Origin of the sequence: Amycolatopsis sp. WAC 01416 (genome assembly GCF_003947485.1) — a bacterium.
In the GTDB taxonomy this organism is placed as follows: domain Bacteria; phylum Actinomycetota; class Actinomycetes; order Mycobacteriales; family Pseudonocardiaceae; genus Amycolatopsis.
Window position 1 is genome coordinate 588477 of sequence record NZ_QHHX01000001.1, and the last position, 16463, is coordinate 604939.

16 protein-coding genes are annotated in these 16463 nt (G+C 68.3%); 7 read left to right on the forward strand and 9 right to left on the reverse strand.

Annotation, left to right across the window (positions count from 1 at the left end; all coding sequences use genetic code 11):
* Positions 1-180: 180 nt before the first annotated feature.
* From DL990_RS02920 to DL990_RS02930, 3 genes are read left to right on the forward strand one after another with little or no spacing between them, the layout of a single operon-like run.
* Positions 181-1377, forward strand: a complete 1197-nt coding sequence (locus DL990_RS02920; RefSeq protein ID WP_125797804.1) for an AI-2E family transporter — start codon at positions 181-183, stop codon at positions 1375-1377.
* Positions 1374-2540, forward strand: coding sequence for a MacS family sensor histidine kinase (macS, locus tag DL990_RS02925; RefSeq protein WP_125781452.1), 1167 nt, complete (start codon positions 1374-1376; stop codon positions 2538-2540). The genes DL990_RS02920 and macS overlap by 4 nt, the downstream gene beginning before the upstream one ends.
* Positions 2537-3196: a response regulator transcription factor gene (locus tag DL990_RS02930; RefSeq protein WP_125781454.1), complete on the forward strand. Its 660-nt coding sequence runs from the start codon at positions 2537-2539 to the stop codon at positions 3194-3196. The genes macS and DL990_RS02930 overlap by 4 nt, the downstream gene beginning before the upstream one ends.
* A gap of 42 nt (positions 3197-3238) precedes the next feature.
* On the opposite strand, the gene DL990_RS02935 is transcribed toward DL990_RS02930, so the two are convergent.
* The gene (locus DL990_RS02935) at positions 3239-4165 is read right to left on the reverse strand and encodes a hypothetical protein (protein WP_125797805.1); all 927 of its coding nucleotides are present in this window, start codon (positions 4163-4165) and stop codon (positions 3239-3241) included.
* Positions 4166-4354: 189 nt separating this feature from the next.
* On the opposite strand from DL990_RS02935, the gene DL990_RS02940 reads away from it, so the two are divergent.
* A complete protein-coding gene (locus tag DL990_RS02940; RefSeq protein ID WP_125781457.1) occupies positions 4355-5017 on the forward strand; it encodes a DUF1707 domain-containing protein in 663 nt (220 codons plus the stop codon).
* On the opposite strand, the gene DL990_RS02945 is transcribed toward DL990_RS02940, so the two are convergent.
* The 8 genes from DL990_RS02945 to DL990_RS02980 form a co-directional block, all read right to left on the reverse strand.
* Positions 5014-6432, reverse strand: a complete 1419-nt coding sequence (locus DL990_RS02945) for an MFS transporter (RefSeq protein ID WP_125797806.1) — start codon at positions 6430-6432, stop codon at positions 5014-5016. The genes DL990_RS02940 and DL990_RS02945 overlap by 4 nt on opposite strands.
* 83 nt (positions 6433-6515) lie before the next feature.
* Positions 6516-7085 (reverse strand): cadmium resistance transporter, encoded by a 570-nt coding sequence (locus tag DL990_RS02950; RefSeq protein ID WP_199746208.1) that lies wholly within the window; start codon positions 7083-7085, stop codon positions 6516-6518.
* Between the two features lie 24 nt (positions 7086-7109).
* Complete coding sequence (gene ptsP, locus DL990_RS02955) at positions 7110-8744, reverse strand: phosphoenolpyruvate--protein phosphotransferase (protein WP_125797808.1); 1635 nt, start codon at positions 8742-8744, stop codon at positions 7110-7112.
* A gap of 68 nt (positions 8745-8812) precedes the next feature.
* Positions 8813-9673 (reverse strand): ribokinase, encoded by an 861-nt coding sequence (locus DL990_RS02960; RefSeq protein WP_125781466.1) that lies wholly within the window; start codon positions 9671-9673, stop codon positions 8813-8815.
* Positions 9674-9992: 319 nt separating this feature from the next.
* Positions 9993-11651 carry a DUF6346 domain-containing protein gene (locus tag DL990_RS02965; RefSeq protein WP_125797809.1) on the reverse strand — a complete coding sequence of 553 codons (1659 nt, stop codon included), beginning with the start codon at positions 11649-11651 and terminating at the stop codon, positions 9993-9995.
* Positions 11652-11689: 38 nt separating this feature from the next.
* A complete protein-coding gene (locus DL990_RS02970) occupies positions 11690-12766 on the reverse strand; it encodes a WXG100 family type VII secretion target (RefSeq protein ID WP_125781470.1) in 1077 nt (358 codons plus the stop codon).
* A complete protein-coding gene (locus DL990_RS02975; RefSeq protein ID WP_125781472.1) occupies positions 12759-13100 on the reverse strand; it encodes a hypothetical protein in 342 nt (113 codons plus the stop codon). The genes DL990_RS02970 and DL990_RS02975 overlap by 8 nt, the downstream gene beginning before the upstream one ends.
* Positions 13101-13123: 23 nt before the next feature.
* On the reverse strand, positions 13124-13672 hold the full coding sequence (locus tag DL990_RS02980; protein ID WP_125797810.1) for a YbaB/EbfC family nucleoid-associated protein: 549 nt from the start codon (positions 13670-13672) through the stop codon (positions 13124-13126).
* 191 nt (positions 13673-13863) lie between these two features.
* Between DL990_RS02980 and DL990_RS02985 the strand changes: the two genes are divergently transcribed.
* The 3 genes from DL990_RS02985 to DL990_RS02995 all read left to right on the forward strand — a co-directional run bounded on the left by DL990_RS02985 (position 13864) and on the right by DL990_RS02995 (position 16451).
* Positions 13864-14235 (forward strand): hypothetical protein, encoded by a 372-nt coding sequence (locus tag DL990_RS02985; RefSeq protein ID WP_125781476.1) that lies wholly within the window; start codon positions 13864-13866, stop codon positions 14233-14235.
* 78 nt (positions 14236-14313) lie between these two features.
* Positions 14314-15693: a hypothetical protein gene (locus DL990_RS02990; RefSeq protein ID WP_125797811.1), complete on the forward strand. Its 1380-nt coding sequence runs from the start codon at positions 14314-14316 to the stop codon at positions 15691-15693.
* 2 nt (positions 15694-15695) lie between these two features.
* Entirely contained in the window at positions 15696-16451 is a 756-nt protein-coding gene (locus DL990_RS02995) for an ESX secretion-associated protein EspG (RefSeq protein ID WP_125797812.1), read from the forward strand.
* The last annotated feature ends 12 nt before the right edge of the window (positions 16452-16463 follow it).

Below are 16463 nucleotides of genomic sequence, written 5' to 3' on the forward strand. Positions count from 1 at the left end.
ATCGTGTGAAGAACACAGGGTGTAGCCCGAAATCACGATGCGTGATCGGTGCTGGCGGCACCGGGTTACTCCCGAGTTGATCCCCGGCCGGTGTGTCAAGCGTCGCATCGGGCGAATTCGCGTCGTGCGCGTTGCCCGGAATGTTCAAGAAACGTCGGCTCGGACCGATACGGTGTGCCCGTGAGCGAGCCCCAGCGCAAACAGCCGGAATTCGACCCGGCGAACCCGTTCCTTTCGGAGTCCACCGAAGACGTCACCAACCTCGTGCCCCGCGGCCTGCGGATCGGCGCGGCGTTGTCATGGCGCTTCATCGTGGTGATCGCCGCGCTCTACGTCATCGTGTTCCTGATCGGCTATCTGTCGGTCGTCGTGATCCCGCTGTCGATCGCGTTGCTGCTGGCCGCGCTGCTCGCGCCGGCGGTCTCCAAGCTGACGACGCTGAAGTTCCCTCGCGGGCTCGCGGCCGGGATAGTGCTGATCGCCGGGCTCGCGGTACTCGGCGGGCTGCTGACGTTCGTCGTCGCGCAGTTCTCCTCCGGCCTGCCGGAACTGCAGAAGCAGCTGACGGAGAGCCTCAACCAGATCAAGGTCTGGCTCATCGACGGGCCACTGCACCTGCGGCAGGAGCAGATCCAGGAGTTCATCAACCAGGCGATCAGCTTCCTGCAGAACAACCAGGCGTCGATCACCACCACCGCGCTCACCACCGCGGGCACGGTCGGCGAGATCGTCACCGGCTTCATCCTGACGCTGTTCATCCTCATCTTCTTCCTTTCCGGCGGCGACCAGATCTGGAAGTTCCTCGTGCGTGGCGTGCCGGGGCGCGTGCGCGACCGGGTCGACGTCGCCGGGCGGCGCGGGTTCGCGTCGCTGGTCAGCTACGTGCGCGCGACGGCGGCGGTGGCCGTGGTCGACGCGGTCGGCATCGGCGTCGGGCTGGCGATCGTCGGCGTGCCGCTGGTGATCCCGCTGGCGACGCTGGTGTTCCTCGGCGCCTTCATCCCGATCATCGGTGCCGTGATCGCGGGCGCGGTCGCGGTGCTGATCGCGCTGGTGACGAAGGGGGTCGTCGGCGCGCTGATCGTGCTGGCCATCGTCATCGGTGTCATGCAGCTGGAAAGCCACGTGCTGCAGCCGATCCTGCTCGGCCGCGCGGTGAAGCTGCACCCGCTCGCCGTGGTGCTCGCGATCACCGCCGGTCTGGTCACCGCCGGGATCGCCGGAGCGCTGCTTTCGGTGCCGCTGCTCGCGGTGCTCAACGCGGGGATCCGGTCGCTGCTGCACGAACACGATCCCGATCCGGCCGAGATCGATGTGCTGAAGGATCAGGCGGCGCAACCCAACGATGCCGGGAAAGCGGCCGAAGCCGAGTCATGACCGAGACCCCGCTCTGGCGCGCCGTCTCGGCGCTCGGCACGCGGGACCCGGTCACCCCGTTGTGGCGCGGGGTGATCGTGCTTCGGGTGACGACGCTGCTCTTCGCACTGGGCTCGTTCATCGTCCACTACGACGGCTACGCGAATAAGTGGCTCGCGTGGACCGCGTTCGGCGCGATGACGGTGTGGACGGTGCTGAGCAGCGTGTTCTACGCGCGGCCGTCGAGCCGCTGGCCGTGGCTGGTCGGCGTCGACCTCGTGGTGACCGCCGTCCTCATGTTCACGTCGGCGTGGATCCTGACCACCGGGCAGTTCGACGCCAACACCCCGCTCATCACGACGGTGTGGGCGGCCGTCCCGCCCGCGGCCGCCGGGACGCGGTTCGGCGCCGTCGGCGGCGTGCTCGCCGGACTGGTGGTCTCGGTGGTCACCGGGCTGGTGCGCTGGCGGTTCGACGTCGACGTCGCGCGGGACGGCTTCCTGCTGACCGCGAGCGGGTTCGTGATCGGTCTCGCCGCGACCATGGCCCGCCGGTCCGCCGACGCGCTGACCAGGGCGTTGCGCATGGAGGCGGCGACGGCCGAACGGGAACGGCTCGCCCGCTCGATCCACGACAGCGTCCTGCAGGTACTCGCGCGGGTGCGCAAACGCGGCGCCGAATTCGGCGGGGAGGCCGCCGAACTGGCGAAACTGGCAGGCGAGCAGGAGATCGCGCTGCGGGCACTGGTCACTACCGAACCGACGCGTTCGAGTGAGAACGGGACGACCGACCTCCGGGCCGCGCTGCAACTGCTCGCGACGCCGTCCGTGCAGGTGTCGACCCCCGCGGGCGAGGTCCAATTACCCGAGCACGTGACCGCGGAACTGGTGGCCGTGGCGCGCGAGGCGCTGGCGAACGTCGAGAAACACGCGGGTGAAGACGCGCACGCCTGGGTGCTGCTGGAGGACCTGGGCACCGAGGTCGTGGTCAGCGTCCGCGACGACGGCCCCGGAATCGCGCCCGGCGTTTTGGAACGAGCGGCGGCCGAGGGACATCTAGGTATCGCGGAGTCCATCAAGGGACGGGTGCGGGATCTGGGCGGAAGCGCCGCCCTCGACACCGCGCCCGGCCAGGGCACGGAATGGGAAGTCAAGGTTCCAGTCGCGGCGAGGGGAAAGCGATGACCGGTGAGGCTCAGGTCTCGGTGATGGTGGTCGACGATCATCCGATGTGGCGGGACGGGGTCGCGCGCGACCTGGCCGAACACGGATTCGACGTGCGCGCCACCGCGCCGGACGCGCCGGCCGCGGTGCGGATCGCGCGGACGGTCCGGCCGGACGTCGTCCTGATGGACCTCAACCTCGGCGAGACGTCGGGGGTCGACGCCACCCGCGAGATCACCACGGAACTGCCGTCGACGAAGGTGCTGGTGCTGTCCGCGAGCGGCGAGCACAGCGACGTCCTCGAGGCGGTGAAGGCCGGCGCCTCCGGGTACCTGGTCAAATCGGCTTCGGCGACCGAGCTCGTGGACGCGGTCAAGCGGACCGCGGCGGGCGACCCGGTGTTCACCGCCGGCCTCGCCGGTCTCGTGCTCGGCGAGTACCGCCGCATGGCCGACGCCCCGGACGACGGGCCCGCGCCGCCGCGGCTGACCGAACGCGAGACCGACGTCCTGCGCCTGGTCGCGAAGGGGATGACGGCGCGGCAGATCGCCGAGAAGCTCGTGCTGTCGCATCGGACGGTGGAGAACCACGTCCAGTCCACGCTGCGGAAACTCCAGCTGCACAACCGTGTCGAACTGGCCCGCTACGCCATCGAACACGGACTGGACGTGGAATAGCGCGCGTGCCTTTTCGGCCGGAGGCCTCGGATTTGCGAAGGCTCAGCCCTGGGCGATGGCCACCACCCGCTGGTTCCGCTCGGCGGGCAAGGGTGTCTTGACGACCGTCCACCGCGGCCGATCGAGGCGCCAGTTCGCGACGACGTCGGTGGCGATCACCAGGCTGCCGTCCTCGGTCCATTCGATCGCGACCTGCTTGAGCGGGGTCGCGATCGGCGTCGAGGGCGCGTGCGTCCAGGTCAGGGTGTCGAGTGCGAGCACCCAGACGTCCGCGGTCTGCGTCGCGGTCCCGGCCCAGGCGGGGTCACCGAAGAGCACGGCGACCTGGTAACCGTCGCGACTCGGCACCACCATGCCGGGCGTGCCGTTGGCCACCGGCCGCTCGACCGGCATCCGTTGATCGTTGCGCAGGTCGAGCACGGAGAACTTGGTCAGCTCGGCCAGCAGCATCCGTTCCTTGGTGACCGCCAGTACCCGGGGGAACTGGTGCAGGGCGCGGCCCGTCGCGGGGTCGATCAGCACGTCCTCGGCACTGGCCGTCCCGCTGTTCACCGTGATCAGCAGACCCTTCGGTACCTCTTGGCGAACGGCTGTCGTGCAGCTCGCCGGACGGCCGCGATCGCGCTCCGCACCGAGCAGGGAGACGTATTGGAGGCGGCAGAGGTCGTCGCCGTCGTCACGGATCAGCCAGACGCCGCTCTCGTCGGCGGCCGGGGCGACGCTGCGGGCCTTGCCCAGCTTCCACGGCTGGTTCCCGGGATCGCCGTAGACGAGTACTTCGGACGGCTCCAGGCAGGACGGCCCGCAGCGCGCGGCCGACAGCACGACCGGGAACTTGCCGACGCGGAGGACGTCGTTGACCCGGTCCCCGGCCGGAGCGCCCGGAAGCGGGGTGGTGACGCCGGTGGCGGGATCGAGCATCGAAGGCGGCGAAGTCGACATGACGAGCCGGAAACCGCTGTAGTCCACCGGTTCGCCTTCGAGTTTCGACGCTGGTGGGGCCGTCGGCGTCGGAACGGCCTCCGGCGGGTCTGCTTCGACGGTGCAACCGGCCAGCAGGAGGAACGCCGCCAGCAGAGCGGCACAGGGAAGAAATGCGGGTCTGTTCAGGGTATTTCCCCGATCTCGCGCGTGAGATCCGGTTCTACCATTCAAGGCATGGGCGAGGAAGAGCAGCCGGCGACCGAAACCAAGCCGTTGACCGGACGGGACATCCGGGTCTCCGACGCGGAACGCGAACACGTCATCGAAGTCCTGCAGAAGGCGATCGGCCTCGGGATGCTGAACCTCGACGAATTCACCGAACGGACCGACCGCGCCCTCGCTTCGAAGACCCGCGGCGAGCTGAACGCGGTGCTCACGGATCTGCCAGGTCTGGTGCATCCCGAGGCGGGAATGGTGCCTCGACAGCAACAGAACCCGTGGTCGCCGCCGAGGCAGCACGCCTACGCGCAGTCGTCCGGGCAGGTCATGGAGCTCAACGGCAAGTACTCGGCGTTGCAGCGCGACGGGAACTGGCTGGTCCCCGAGTCGATGGTGATCCGGAACAAGTACGGCGCCACGAAACTGGACTTCTCCCAGGCCGAGATCCGGCATCCGGTCGTGCACATCGAACTGCAGGCCAAATGGGGTCCGGTGGAGATCACCATCCCCGAGAACGGCGCCGTCGACACCAACTCGATCACCGACATCAAGTTCGGCAACCTCGACGACCGGACGCGTTCGAACGGCCGCCCCGGCACGCCCCGGTTCGTCATCACCGGGCGCGTGCACGGGGGGTCGCTGATCATCAAGTACCCGCGGCGGGGCTTCTTCGGCTAGGCCCCGACCGGGCGCACGTGGCGGAGGTGCCGGAGCACGAAGTACGCCACCGCGGCCAGCACCAGCGCGGCCAGCCCGGACACCGCGTGCATCCCGCTGGCGAACGCGTCGTGCGCGGGGACCGCGTCGGCGAGCCGGGACCGCGTGACGGCGTTGCCCAGCGTGCCGACGGTCGCGATGCCCAGCGCGTAGCCGAATTCGTTGCCGGTCTGCGAAAGCGAGGCCGCCGAACCGGCCTTCTCCGGCGGCACGGAGCCGACGACCAGATCCGTGCCAAGGGTGACCAGCGGGCCGCCGCACAGGCAGGTGATGGCGAAGGCGATCGACGGGATCACCGGACCCGCGCCCGCCTCGACCTGCGTCAGCAGCAGGAACCCGCAGACAGCGCCCGCCAGCCCCGTCGCGATCAGCGTGGCGGGACGGACGCGGCGGGCCAGGATCGGCGCGCCGAGGAAGCTGACGGTCGAGGCGAGCATGCCCGGCAGCAACGCCAGCGCGGCGCCGACCGGCGAAAGCTCGAGCACGATCTGGAAGAACTGCGCGACGAAGAGCATGGTCGTGCCACCCAGCATGGTGAACGCGCACATCCCGCCGATCGCCGTCGTGAACGCGCGGGCCCGGAACAGCGTCAGGTCGATCAGCGGATCCTGGAGGATTCGCTGGCGTCGCACGAACACCACCCCGAAGCCGAGACCGATCAGGAGCGAGGCCGCCGGGACCACGTGGACGCCGTCGCGGGCGAGTTCCTTGATGCCGTAGACCGCGGGCAGGATCGTGACCAGCGAAAGCACGACACTCGGCAGGTCGACGCGGCCGGCGTTCTCGTTGCGGTACTCGGGCAGCAGTTTCGGGCCGACCACGAGCAGCAGGACCATCGCCGGGACGCCGAGCAGGAACACCGAACCCCACCAGAAGTGCTCCAGCAGCACGCCGCCGACCATCGGCCCGACGATCGCGCCGACGGTGAAGCAGCCTGCCCAGATGCCGATCGCGAGGGAGCGCTGGCGGCTGTCGAGGAACAGGTTGCTGATCAGGGCGAGCGTCGACGGCGCCAGCGTCGCACCCGCGATACCGAGGAGCGCACGGGCGACGATGAGCATCAGCGCGCTGGTCGAGAACGCCGCCAGCACGGAGGCCAGCCCGAACGCCGTGGCGCCGATGAGCAGCAGTTTCCGGCGGCCGATCCGGTCGCCGAGGGTGCCCATCGTGACCATGAACCCGGCGATCATGAAGCCGTAGACGTCCATGATCCACAGCTGCTGGACGCTGTCGGCGCCGAGGCTCTGGCTGAGCTTCGGCAACGCGAGGATCAGCACGAACACGTCGAGGGAGACCAGGAAGGTGGGCAGGGCCAGTACGGCCAGCCCGACCCATTCCCGGCGTCCAGCCCGCGTCGGGGTCATGGTGGTCGTCATGGTCGGCGTCCTTTCGTCGCTTCGGTGTCTTCACCCAGGCGTCGAAGCGGTGGACCGGATTTCGACATGCCGCCCGATCTTTTTCAGCCGTGCAGGAGGATCAGCAGGCCGATGCCGATGAGGACGACCGGAAGCAGTAAATGGCCCCAGCGGGCCAGGGCGCGGGCGATCACCGGGCGGGTCGCGAAGAACCGGCCCGCCAGGCACCAGACCGCGACGAGCGCGAGGAATACGACGGCGTACACGATCAGCCCGCCGGTGCCGGTGTTGGCGAACACGGGAACGTAGACGCCGATGTTGTCGCCGCCGTTGGCGAAGGTCACCCCCGCCACGGCGAGCACACCGGGACCGGCCTCGGGCTCTTCGGTCCCGGTGCCGCGCTCACGCCAGACGCGCCACGCCGCACGCAGACCGAGCAGGAGCGGCACCAGCCCGAGCCAGGGCAGGACGGCATCCGGCAGCAGTCCCGCACCGAGCGCCCCGACGATCGAAACGGCGAGGATGCCGGCGAACCCGAGGTATTGCCCGGCCACCACTCGCAGGGCACCGCGCCGGCCGGCGGCGTTGGCGAAGAAGAGCGCGAGCAGCACGAGGTCGTCGACGTTGGTCGCCGCGAACATGCCCGCGGCCTGGCCGATCAGGCCGAAGTCCACCACGGCGGGAGCAAGGGACCTTTGCTATCGCTTGGCGGCCGCCGTGCGGGCCTCGACCGGGTTCGCCGTGGCCAAGACCGCGTCGGCGAGCGCCTCGCATTCGGCCAGCGTGGTCGCGGCAAGGCTCGCGCCGACCGCGCGCACGGCGGGCGCGTTCATCGAGAGGCTGGTCAGGCCGAGCCCGGCCAGTACCAGCGCGAGCCGCGGGTCGCCGGCGGCCTCACCGCAGACACCGGCGGGTTTGCCGGTGTCCTTCGCGGCCTGGCCGATGACCTTGAGCAGGCGCAGCAGCCCCGGCTGCCACGGGTCGTTGAGCTTGGCGACCGCGCCGAGCTGGCGATCCGCGGCGAAGGTGTACTGCGCGAGGTCGTTGGTGCCGACGGAGACGAAGTCGACCACGTCGAGGATCTCGCGGGCGGTCAACGCGGCGGCCGGGATCTCGATCATCACGCCCGCGCGGGCGATTCCGGCGGCGCGGGCGCGCTCGGCGAACCAGGCGGCCTCGGCGGCGGTGGCGACCATCGGGGCCATCACCGAAACCTCGGCGCCGGAGTCCTGCGCGGCACCCGCGATGGCCTCCAGCTGGCGGTCGAGGATCTCGGGCCGGTCGAAAGCGACCCGAAGGCCACGTACGCCGAGCGCCGGGTTGGGCTCGACCTCGGGCTCCAGGAAGGCGAGCGGTTTGTCGGCGCCCGCGTCGAGGGTGCGGACGATGACCGGCTTGCCGCGGAACGGTGTGAGCACGGCGGTGTAGGCCTTGCGCTGCTCTTCGACGCTCGGCTCGGAGGACGCGTCGAGGTAGCAGAACTCGGTGCGGAAGAGACCGACGCCCTCGGCGCCCGCCTCGGCGGCGGCCTGGGCGTCGTTGGCGGAACCGACGTTGCCGAGCACCTTCACGCGGTGGCCGTCGGCGGTCGCGCCGGTGCCGTTCCACTCGATCGCGCCGGTCTTGGCGGCCGTGACGACGTCGGCGTTCGGGTCCGCGACCTCGACGACCCCGGTGTCACCGTCCACCGCAAGCGCTTGCGCGTCGAGCGCGAGGACGCCGCGGACCGCGACGACGGCGGGAATGCCGAGCGCGCGGGCGAGGATCGCGGTGTGACTGGTGGGGCCGCCCTCTTCGGTGACGAGCGCGAGCACCTTCTCCGGATCGAGACCCGCGGTGTCGGCGGGCGCGAGGTCACGGGCGACGAGCACACTCGGCGACTCGAGGTCGGGAACGCCGGGAGGCGCGATGCCGAGCAGCTCGGCGACAAGCCTGTCGCGCACGTCGAGGACGTCGCGAGCGCGCTCGGCCATGTAGCCGCCGGCGGCCGCGAGCGCGTCGGCGAACTTGCCCGCCGCCTGATGCACCGCACGCGGCGCGGGCAGATTCTGGTCTTTGACCAGCTGCTCCGCCGACGAGACGAGCGCCGGGTCGGCCGCCATCGCCGCCGTGGTGATGAGAATCGTCGCGGCCTCACCGGTCGCGGTCTCGGCCAGCTTCTCGAGGCGTCCGGCCACGATCTGCGCGGCCGGGGCGATCCGGGCGGCCTCGGCGGCGGGATCGGCCGGGGCCGGCGTGCTCGCGGGTTCGCCGAGCGGTTCGGCGACCCGGACGACAGGACCGCTCGCGCGGCCGGGACTGACGGCGACCCCGGTCAAAGACTCAGACGGCATGGTCTAGACCATATCTCATGGGCGGCGTGACCTGACTCATAGCCGACAGCACAACACAGAAGCACACATCATTCCAGTTCGGACGTCGTCGGATACGACGGCTGCGCGCCCTGACGGGTCACGGTGATCGCCGCCACCTTCACCGCCCTGCGCGCCGCGTCGGCCAGCCCCTCGCCCTTCGCGAGCGACGTGGCGAGCGCGCCCGCGAAAGCGTCACCGGCGCCCGTGGTGTCGACGGCCTCGACCTTCGGCGACGACACCTCCGTCACGCCGTCCGCGGTCACCACCGCCGCCCCCTTCGCGCCGAGCGTCACGACAGCGGCCTTCGGACCGAGATCGAGCAACTTGGGGAAGTCAGCCTCACCACCGAGCAGGAAGGCAGCCTCGTGCTCGTTGACCAGCAGGACGTCGAGCCCCTGAAGCGTCTTCGCGGAAAGCTCGGCCGCCGGGGACAGGTTCAACAAGGTCTTCACGCCATTCTCGACAGCCTTCGCGACGGCGTGCTCGACGGTCTCGAGCGGGATCTCCAACGACAACACCACGATCTCGGCGCCGTCGAGATCGATGTCCTCGGGGCGCAGCCCGGAATTGGCGCCTGGCGAGACGAGGATCGAGTTCTCGCCGTCGGGCGTGACCGTGATGTACGCGATCCCCGTCGGACGCTCACTCGTGCGCAACGAGCCCGTGTTCACCCCGGACTCGGCCAGCGACCGCTTGAGCAACTCGCCGTACGGATCGTCACCGACCGCCCCGAGCAACGCGACGTCGGCACCGAGCCTCGCCGCGGCGACCGCCGTGTTGGCGCCCTTGCCACCCGGCGACAAGACCGTGTCGCCACCGAGTACGGTTTCGCCACCCCCGGGTCGCCGGTCGACCGGGACGACGAGATCGGCATTGGCGGACCCGATGACCAGCACCTGAGAAGTCATGGAGGAAACGATGCCATGACCAGCAGTTGTCCGGTCATGACCCTTCTCCCGGCGAAGATGTGAAGAACTTTGTAACTTTCTCGGCGCGTAGTGCGACAATCAGGCGAGCAGCGGAACGCCGTCACTCTTTCGGGGGATAACCTTCCCCCGGACGTCACTTCGGCGATCACGCCCGCTCTTGAGATGCGTTGCCGCGTCCACGCGGTGACGTTGCCCCGATTCCGGCTTGCCGGGAGTGGGGCATCGGGTCGCCGGCGTCGATCACGTAGCCCCCCGAGTGATCGGCGCCGGCGGCGCCCCGGTTCGCGGGCGCCGCTGCTCAGGCCGCGGTTCGCCCTGGTTGCTTGAGCACCACATCGCCCGCGAAGGCGGATCGTGCTTTCAGCGTCTCGGTCAGACGCGATGCGGCGGCTGCCGTGATCTTCTCCGCGAGAACCGACCGGACACCATCGTTGCGTACCGAAAGCCTGACGTACTTCCGGCCGTGCTCCGGTGGAACGCGCTCGAACTGGAGCTGCTGGAGGTCCGTGAGCAGCACATCGACCGGTGGAATTTCGCGTGGTACGACATGCCTCTGGGGCGTGTCGCGCTCGAACCAGGTCAAGGAGTCTTCGTCCACTTCGAAAACGCCGGGCGTTCCGCGGAATCGCGTCTTGTGGAGCACCACGCCCCACGTCACCGTCGCGAGCACGACTACCGGTGACCACCACAAAGGCACGGAATCAGCGGACTGCCGAAGGACGAACAGCAAAACGATCAGCGCATAAAGCCCGGCGAAACCGAGGATTCTCGCTCCTGGCATCCGGCCGGACCGGATCCTGACCGGCTCGTCCGCTCGCATGGCTTCCGCATCCACCCGCTGTGCGGCGGATGCCCCGTCCTTCCATCTCACCAGACGCGGTCCGGAGTTCCTGCCGGGCCCGAAACCACCGCGCGAGAGTTCGCGCGAGCGCCAATGCACCAAGCCAGGGCGAAAATCTTCGATCGCTTCCGACGCCGACTCCGCCTCTTCCATCGCGATTTCGGGAGTCAGGAGGACTCCGTACTTCGAGGGCTGTCTATATTCCTCGAGAAGCTTCTCCCTCGACGCCTCGTCGGCCAAGGTCAAGTGGACACTGATCCGCCCTGGTCGCCCGCGTTCATCGAACACCACAGATCGAACGTCATCCCACGGCAACACCAACGCCTCCGACGAATCGTCCTGCTGCCTCATCCCCGCTTCCGTGAGTTCGATCGTCTTTACCTCACCGGGTTTCTCCGGCGCGAAAGCCCACCAAGCCGCAGCGGCCGAAAACCCGATTCCGAGCAACACGATCGACAGGGCTGCGGCGAATCCCCAAAGATCGCCGCTCAGCCGGCTGTGGAGGTAGAACATCCACACGCCGATTACCAGTGAGAAAAGACCGCTGAAGCCGAGCACGGTGGCTCCGGTAGGCGAGCGTCGCTTCGGCTTCGGAGGGGCCTTGATCCGAATGGCGACTTGCTGCTCCTCTTCCCCGGAGGCAACGGTTTCGGGAGTTTTTCGACGCCAGAGCTGAGCGAACACCCACAGGACGGAGACGAGCAGCGGTATCAAAGCCGCCAACACCGCGAAGAAGTCGATCATCAGGATCACGAGCCCGGCCACGTGCAGCAGGCGATAGGGATGTGCGACGTCGCGCTGCCAGTGATCGCCACTTCGCTGAACGCCGACGACATTCGTTCCATCGGCCGGCGTCAGCTCATCTGGATCGAACCTGATGGCGCCGAGCGAGTGGCCGTTCACCGTGACCTCGGCATCACACTCCCAGAAGTAACCGAAGCCCTCGGAGGAAACGGGGCCACGGCGCTCACAGGTCTTGATCACTGCCGAAGCGTCGCCGACCGCTGTCTGTCCGGTGTTGATCTCCGGCGCCCCCGCCAAGCGGAACATCGTCAGGCAAACGAAGAAAAGTAAAGGCCCGATCACCAATGCGACCGTCACCGCCGCGGCGAGCACACCTGCACCGGTCGCCTTAGTCCGGCTTGCGCCCTTCATTACAACGAACCGGAGATCCGCTGCTCGCCAGGCTGGTCGAATACCGGCTCGACGCCGTCCTTGCGAACCGACGATGCAGCCGTCCTTCCGCCACCGCTGCCGACCACTCCACTGTCCTTGGGCTCGATGGTGGTGTTCGTCTTGTCACGCTGTTTGTCCAGATCGCTCTGGTTGTTGTCGCTGCCGACACCGACGTCGAGAACGCCTTTCACGGCTTCCTTGATCGCCGCGCCACCAAGGCCCGGGACAACTTCCTTGGCCATGTGGCTGAGCCCCTGGCCAACACCCTTCGCGTACTTGCCGAACCCCTTCGCGATGGATTCCAGCGCCTCGCCCAGGAGTTTGAGGATGCCCTTGGCATTCGAGAAGGCCTTCATCAGACGCTGAACCTGCCCCATCGCCTTCCGTGCCTGCTTCACGGCGAACGGAACACCTTCACCCGCAAGGGCTCCGGGGTAGCCGGGCGGGGGGTACCTGAGCAGGATGAAGATGATCTTGGCGAGGGTATCGGTGATGAGGTCCCGGATGAGCGTGCGGACGACGTCGAGGATCGTCTTACAGATCTCCACGACGGCGCCCGCATTGCTCGCGGCATCGGAAAGCGCACGATAGGTGTCCAGTTGTTCCTGTACGTACTCGCGGTACCGGTCGGCCACCTGACCGGTCCAGTCCATGGTGTTCTTACGGACCTCGTCCGTAAGTTCTTCCGCCATCTTCTGGACGTCTTTGCTGATGGTGGTCCATTTCTGCGCTTCGAGATCCAGCGCGTCCTGATCGCCGGTGACGTAATCGAGCGGTTCCTTCAGGAAGTCGACATGCTCGATGACCCACCCGAGCCCCCAGCTCAGAAGAGACTCGAACGGGTTGCCCCCAGCGGCGATCATGCCGATGTCGACGCCCGCGCTACCCAGACTGAGCAGGCCTTCCGTCCAGTCACCGTGGACGAGCTTTTCGATGCCGCCGATGGTGTCCTGGATCGCGCCCGCGCCTTCCAGGGCACTGTCGACGACGTACTTCTCCGAGTCCGTTTCCTTCGTGGCGTCTTGGATGATCTGGTTCGAGCCCGGCTCAGCCATGCTTCACCTGCCCCGCACGGTTGACCAGATCCTTGGCGGATTCATCGTCGACCCGGCGCGCCTGAGCCCACGCTCGGACCGTGTCCACGTGGTAATTCCCGGCATCGACAGCCGCCTTGAGAGCTTCGACCGCCTTGTCTGCGGCGGTGTTGCACCATGCGTCGAGCTGGACGAGATCACCGATCAGACCGAAGTCCTCGGACTTGATCCGGTTCGTCTGGTCAGCGCTCAATGCTGTCTGAAGCAGTTCCAAAGTCTTCTCGACCTGCTTGGCGTGCTCGTCGATCCGCACCGGGTCGACATTGAAGCCCTGTTTGCCTTGTGGCTGTCCCATGATTCCCTCCCTCAAGAACCCGCTCAGCGCAGGAAGTCGCCGCCGGTGAAGTAGTCGTCCTCGTGGTCCGTCTGCGGCCGTCGCGCGGCGCGCGGTGGCGCGGGTGTGGCCGGAGGGGCGGGCGGCTTCGGGGCGGGAGGGGGCGGGGGCGCGTCGAGTTCGTCTTCGGCGACGAAGCGGGCGTCCTCGTCCACCGTTTGGTGACCGCCCTCGACGTAGCCTGTCGGCTCGGGTTCCGGGTACTCGCTCTGCAGCTGGTTGACCAGCTCGTTCATCGTCTCGGTGCCCGCGATTGACGGGACGCCGGCCTGCATCGCGCCCGCGAGTTTGCTCTGCGCGCTCTGGACGACGCGGAGGATCTCCTGCGCGAGCGCCGGGTTGTCCCGCACGGACGGACCGATCTCCAGGCCCACGAGGTTTCCCGCGTGGTTGACCTTGACCGAGATCTGGCCGTCCTTGCTGCGTTCGGACACCGAGACGCCTTCGATCTCGGTGCGCATCTGATTCGCCTTTCGCTGGGCGTCGGCCAGCTTGGCCTCGAAATCAGCGAAGAGCTGCTCAGGGTTCGACACGCGAACCTCCCCTGTTCACGTCGTAGCCATTCGGCGACCGAGTGTTGCATACCCGTCTGACGGCGGGGAACGTTTCGCGCGCATCCACACCCCGGTCGTGTGGATCACCACAACGATCCCTGGTTTTCCCTACCCTGGGTCGGCGGTCAGCCCGGTATCAGCACAGGTCAGAAGCTCATAGCGTGCCGGGTATGACGATTTCGGACTGGAAACGCGCGATCTACGCACTGCTCGTTCTTCCGGGTTACCTCGGTGGCGCGAAGGTCCAGCGTGGGCTCTCTCGGCGCTGGCTCGGGCAGGGAAGCGGGGCACGGCCGCGATTCTTGGCGGCCTTCGGTCCGAGTGTGATCGCGTTCCTGCTCGCTTTGCTGCTCTTCTATCTTGTCGGGCGCATCGCGACCTACGGGTTCTTCTGGACCGGGAACGACCCGGAGGGCACGTGGGGCGGGCCGACGCTGGCGGGGGCTTGGATCGTGCATTTCTTCGTCGCGCTCGGAATGGCCATTCCGATCTTCCTGGCGCTCCGGCCGATCACCCGGCTGCAAGCTCGCCTTCTGGGTTGAATCCGCCCACCTGGTGTAATCGGCACGGTATTGTGCGTGAGCGCAAGACATCAACCGATTGGGCCGGGGAGGGCTTCGATGGGTTTGTTCGGGGACGTATGGGAGGCGGCCGCGGGGCTGCTCGGCAAGACGGGCGCCGGTGCGGCGGCCGGTTTCGTCGTGGGCGGGCCGGTCGGTGCGATCGTCGGCGGAATCGTCGGGTCGAACGTGAGCGACGGCTCCGGAGCGGTCAACCAGGGCGGAATGACGCCCAAGCAGCTGCTCGAAGCCGTCCTGAACGGCCCTGGCACCGGCTCATTGGAAGAGGCGCGCAGGGTCGGCGGCGAACAAGCCCGAAACCAGACCCAGTTGCATGACGGGACCCGCGGTGTGATGACGGCGCTGGAGTCCGCCTGGACCGGTGGCGCCGCCGACGCGGCGCGCGCGAAGCTTCAGCCGCTCGCCGACTCGTCCACGTCGGCGTCATCGAGTCTTGAGCGCAATTCGGGATTGACGCAGACGCAGCTGGATCAGTTCGTGTCGCTGAAGAACTCACTCGACCGGGAAGTCGCCGCCGACCCGCCGACCACGGGCACCTACGACGACGCGACTCCGTGGGACACCGACACCGAAGACAAGGTCAACCAGTACAACCAGAAGGCGCAAGCGAACCTCGATCGCTACAACGCCTATAACGACCAGTCGAGCTCGAACACCACGGGCCGGACCATCGACTACGGGCAGCTCGGCGCGTTCGACGGCGGCGATTTCAAGGTCGACGACAGCGGCCCCGGTCCCGGCCCTGGTGACGACGGCAAGGTGCGGGGATTCGACGGGCGCTCGGATCCCGGCGACGGCGGGTACCGGCCGCCTCCGGGCGGGGTGCAGCCACCGCCACCGACGGGGCCGCCACCCGGCCACGAAACCCCGAGCCCGCGGCCGTATGAACCTCCCCGGCCTCACCAGCCTTCGGATCCGGGCTTCCGCCCAGGTCAGTACGACGACGGCACGCGGGCAGCGGGCTACACGCCTCCGCAGCCTTCGTCGTATCCGGGTTACCAGCCGCCGTCCTTCGGCCCCGGCACCGGTGGTGGCACCAACTTCGGCCCAGGTGGTGGCAGCGGGGTTGGTTTCGGACCGGGATTCGGTCCCGGCAACGGCGGCGGTTTCGGACCCGGCTCGGGTTCTTCCGGTGGGCCGGGCAGTGGCGCCGCCACGCCCGGAGCCGGTCGCGGCAGTGGGGCGATGGCTCCCGGTCAACCCGGCCAGGTGGCGCGTCCCGGAATGCCCGGTGGTCCCGCCGGGGGCGCGGGCAGGCCCGGCGCGCCCGGGATGGGCCCGATGGGCGCCGGCGCGGGCAAAGGCAAGGGCGGTGAGGACGAGGAGCACCAGCGTGCCTCGTACCTGCAGGAAGCCGACCCCGAGAGCGTCTTCGGCGGCACTAACACGAAGCCGGTCCCGCCGGTGATCGGGCTTTGACCGTGTTCGAAGCACCTCTGTACCTGCCGAAGACCGTCCTGCTCACCGCGTGGGAATGGGAGCGCCACGGCGCCCCGCCCGCGGCGCTCGGTTCGGACCACCTGTGGCTCGCCGAAGACACCAAGAAGAAGCTCGACGACGCGGTGCTCGACACCCTCACCGAGCTGAAACTGGCCTCCGGAGGCACCCTGACCAGGGAGTTCCGCGACCTCCTCCGGGTGCTGGCCACCGGCCCGCTGCGGTTCACCGCCTGGCTCGGCGACATCGAGTCGGACGAGACCGGGAACATCCTCGTGTCGGCGTCCGGCCCGGACGCGGTCCGAGTGATCCGCCAGGACGAGAAGATCCGCATCGACGTCATCGACCCCGGCTACGGCGCCGAATCCCTGGTCGACATGTTGCCCCCGGTCGCACCGGCTCGGATCAATCCGGTCAAGATCCCGAAATCACGCTTCTCCGGCCAGCCGGTCTACGAGGATTCCTACGACCTCGAGGACCCGACCGAGGAGCCTGCCTACGACCCGCTGCCCTCGGCGCGGGAACTGATGGCGGCGAAACGCACCGGGGTGCACCAGCTCTATGCGGTCAACAACGGCACCAGGAGCACTCCGCTCACCGTGGTCGACACCGCCCACGCCGGACGCGTCCTCACCTACGTGCTGCCGGGCGAGGACGGCGAACCGCTGGTCAGCTTCGAACCGGGGAGCAGGGACGTCCTGGTCGACGTCCTCTACGCGACCCTGCACGGACTGAAGTAAAGGGGGAGATCT

What these genes read in the sequence shown, in the direction of transcription:
- macS (WP_125781452.1), top strand. Translation starts at nt 1,374, where the DNA reads ATGACCGAGACCCCGCTCTGGCGCGCCGTCTCGGCGCTCGGCACGCGG.
- DL990_RS02930 (WP_125781454.1), top strand. Translation starts at nt 2,537, where the DNA reads ATGACCGGTGAGGCTCAGGTCTCGGTGATGGTGGTCGACGATCATCCG.
- DL990_RS02940 (WP_125781457.1), top strand. Translation starts at nt 4,355, where the DNA reads ATGGGCGAGGAAGAGCAGCCGGCGACCGAAACCAAGCCGTTGACCGGA.
- DL990_RS02945 (WP_125797806.1), bottom strand. Translation starts at nt 6,432, where the DNA reads ATGACGACCACCATGACCCCGACGCGGGCTGGACGCCGGGAATGGGTC.
- ptsP (WP_125797808.1), bottom strand. Translation starts at nt 8,744, where the DNA reads ATGCCGTCTGAGTCTTTGACCGGGGTCGCCGTCAGTCCCGGCCGCGCG.
- DL990_RS02960 (WP_125781466.1), bottom strand. Translation starts at nt 9,673, where the DNA reads ATGACTTCTCAGGTGCTGGTCATCGGGTCCGCCAATGCCGATCTCGTC.
- DL990_RS02970 (WP_125781470.1), bottom strand. Translation starts at nt 12,766, where the DNA reads ATGGCTGAGCCGGGCTCGAACCAGATCATCCAAGACGCCACGAAGGAA.
- DL990_RS02975 (WP_125781472.1), bottom strand. Translation starts at nt 13,100, where the DNA reads ATGGGACAGCCACAAGGCAAACAGGGCTTCAATGTCGACCCGGTGCGG.
- DL990_RS02985 (WP_125781476.1), top strand. Translation starts at nt 13,864, where the DNA reads ATGACGATTTCGGACTGGAAACGCGCGATCTACGCACTGCTCGTTCTT.
- DL990_RS02990 (WP_125797811.1), top strand. Translation starts at nt 14,314, where the DNA reads ATGGGTTTGTTCGGGGACGTATGGGAGGCGGCCGCGGGGCTGCTCGGC.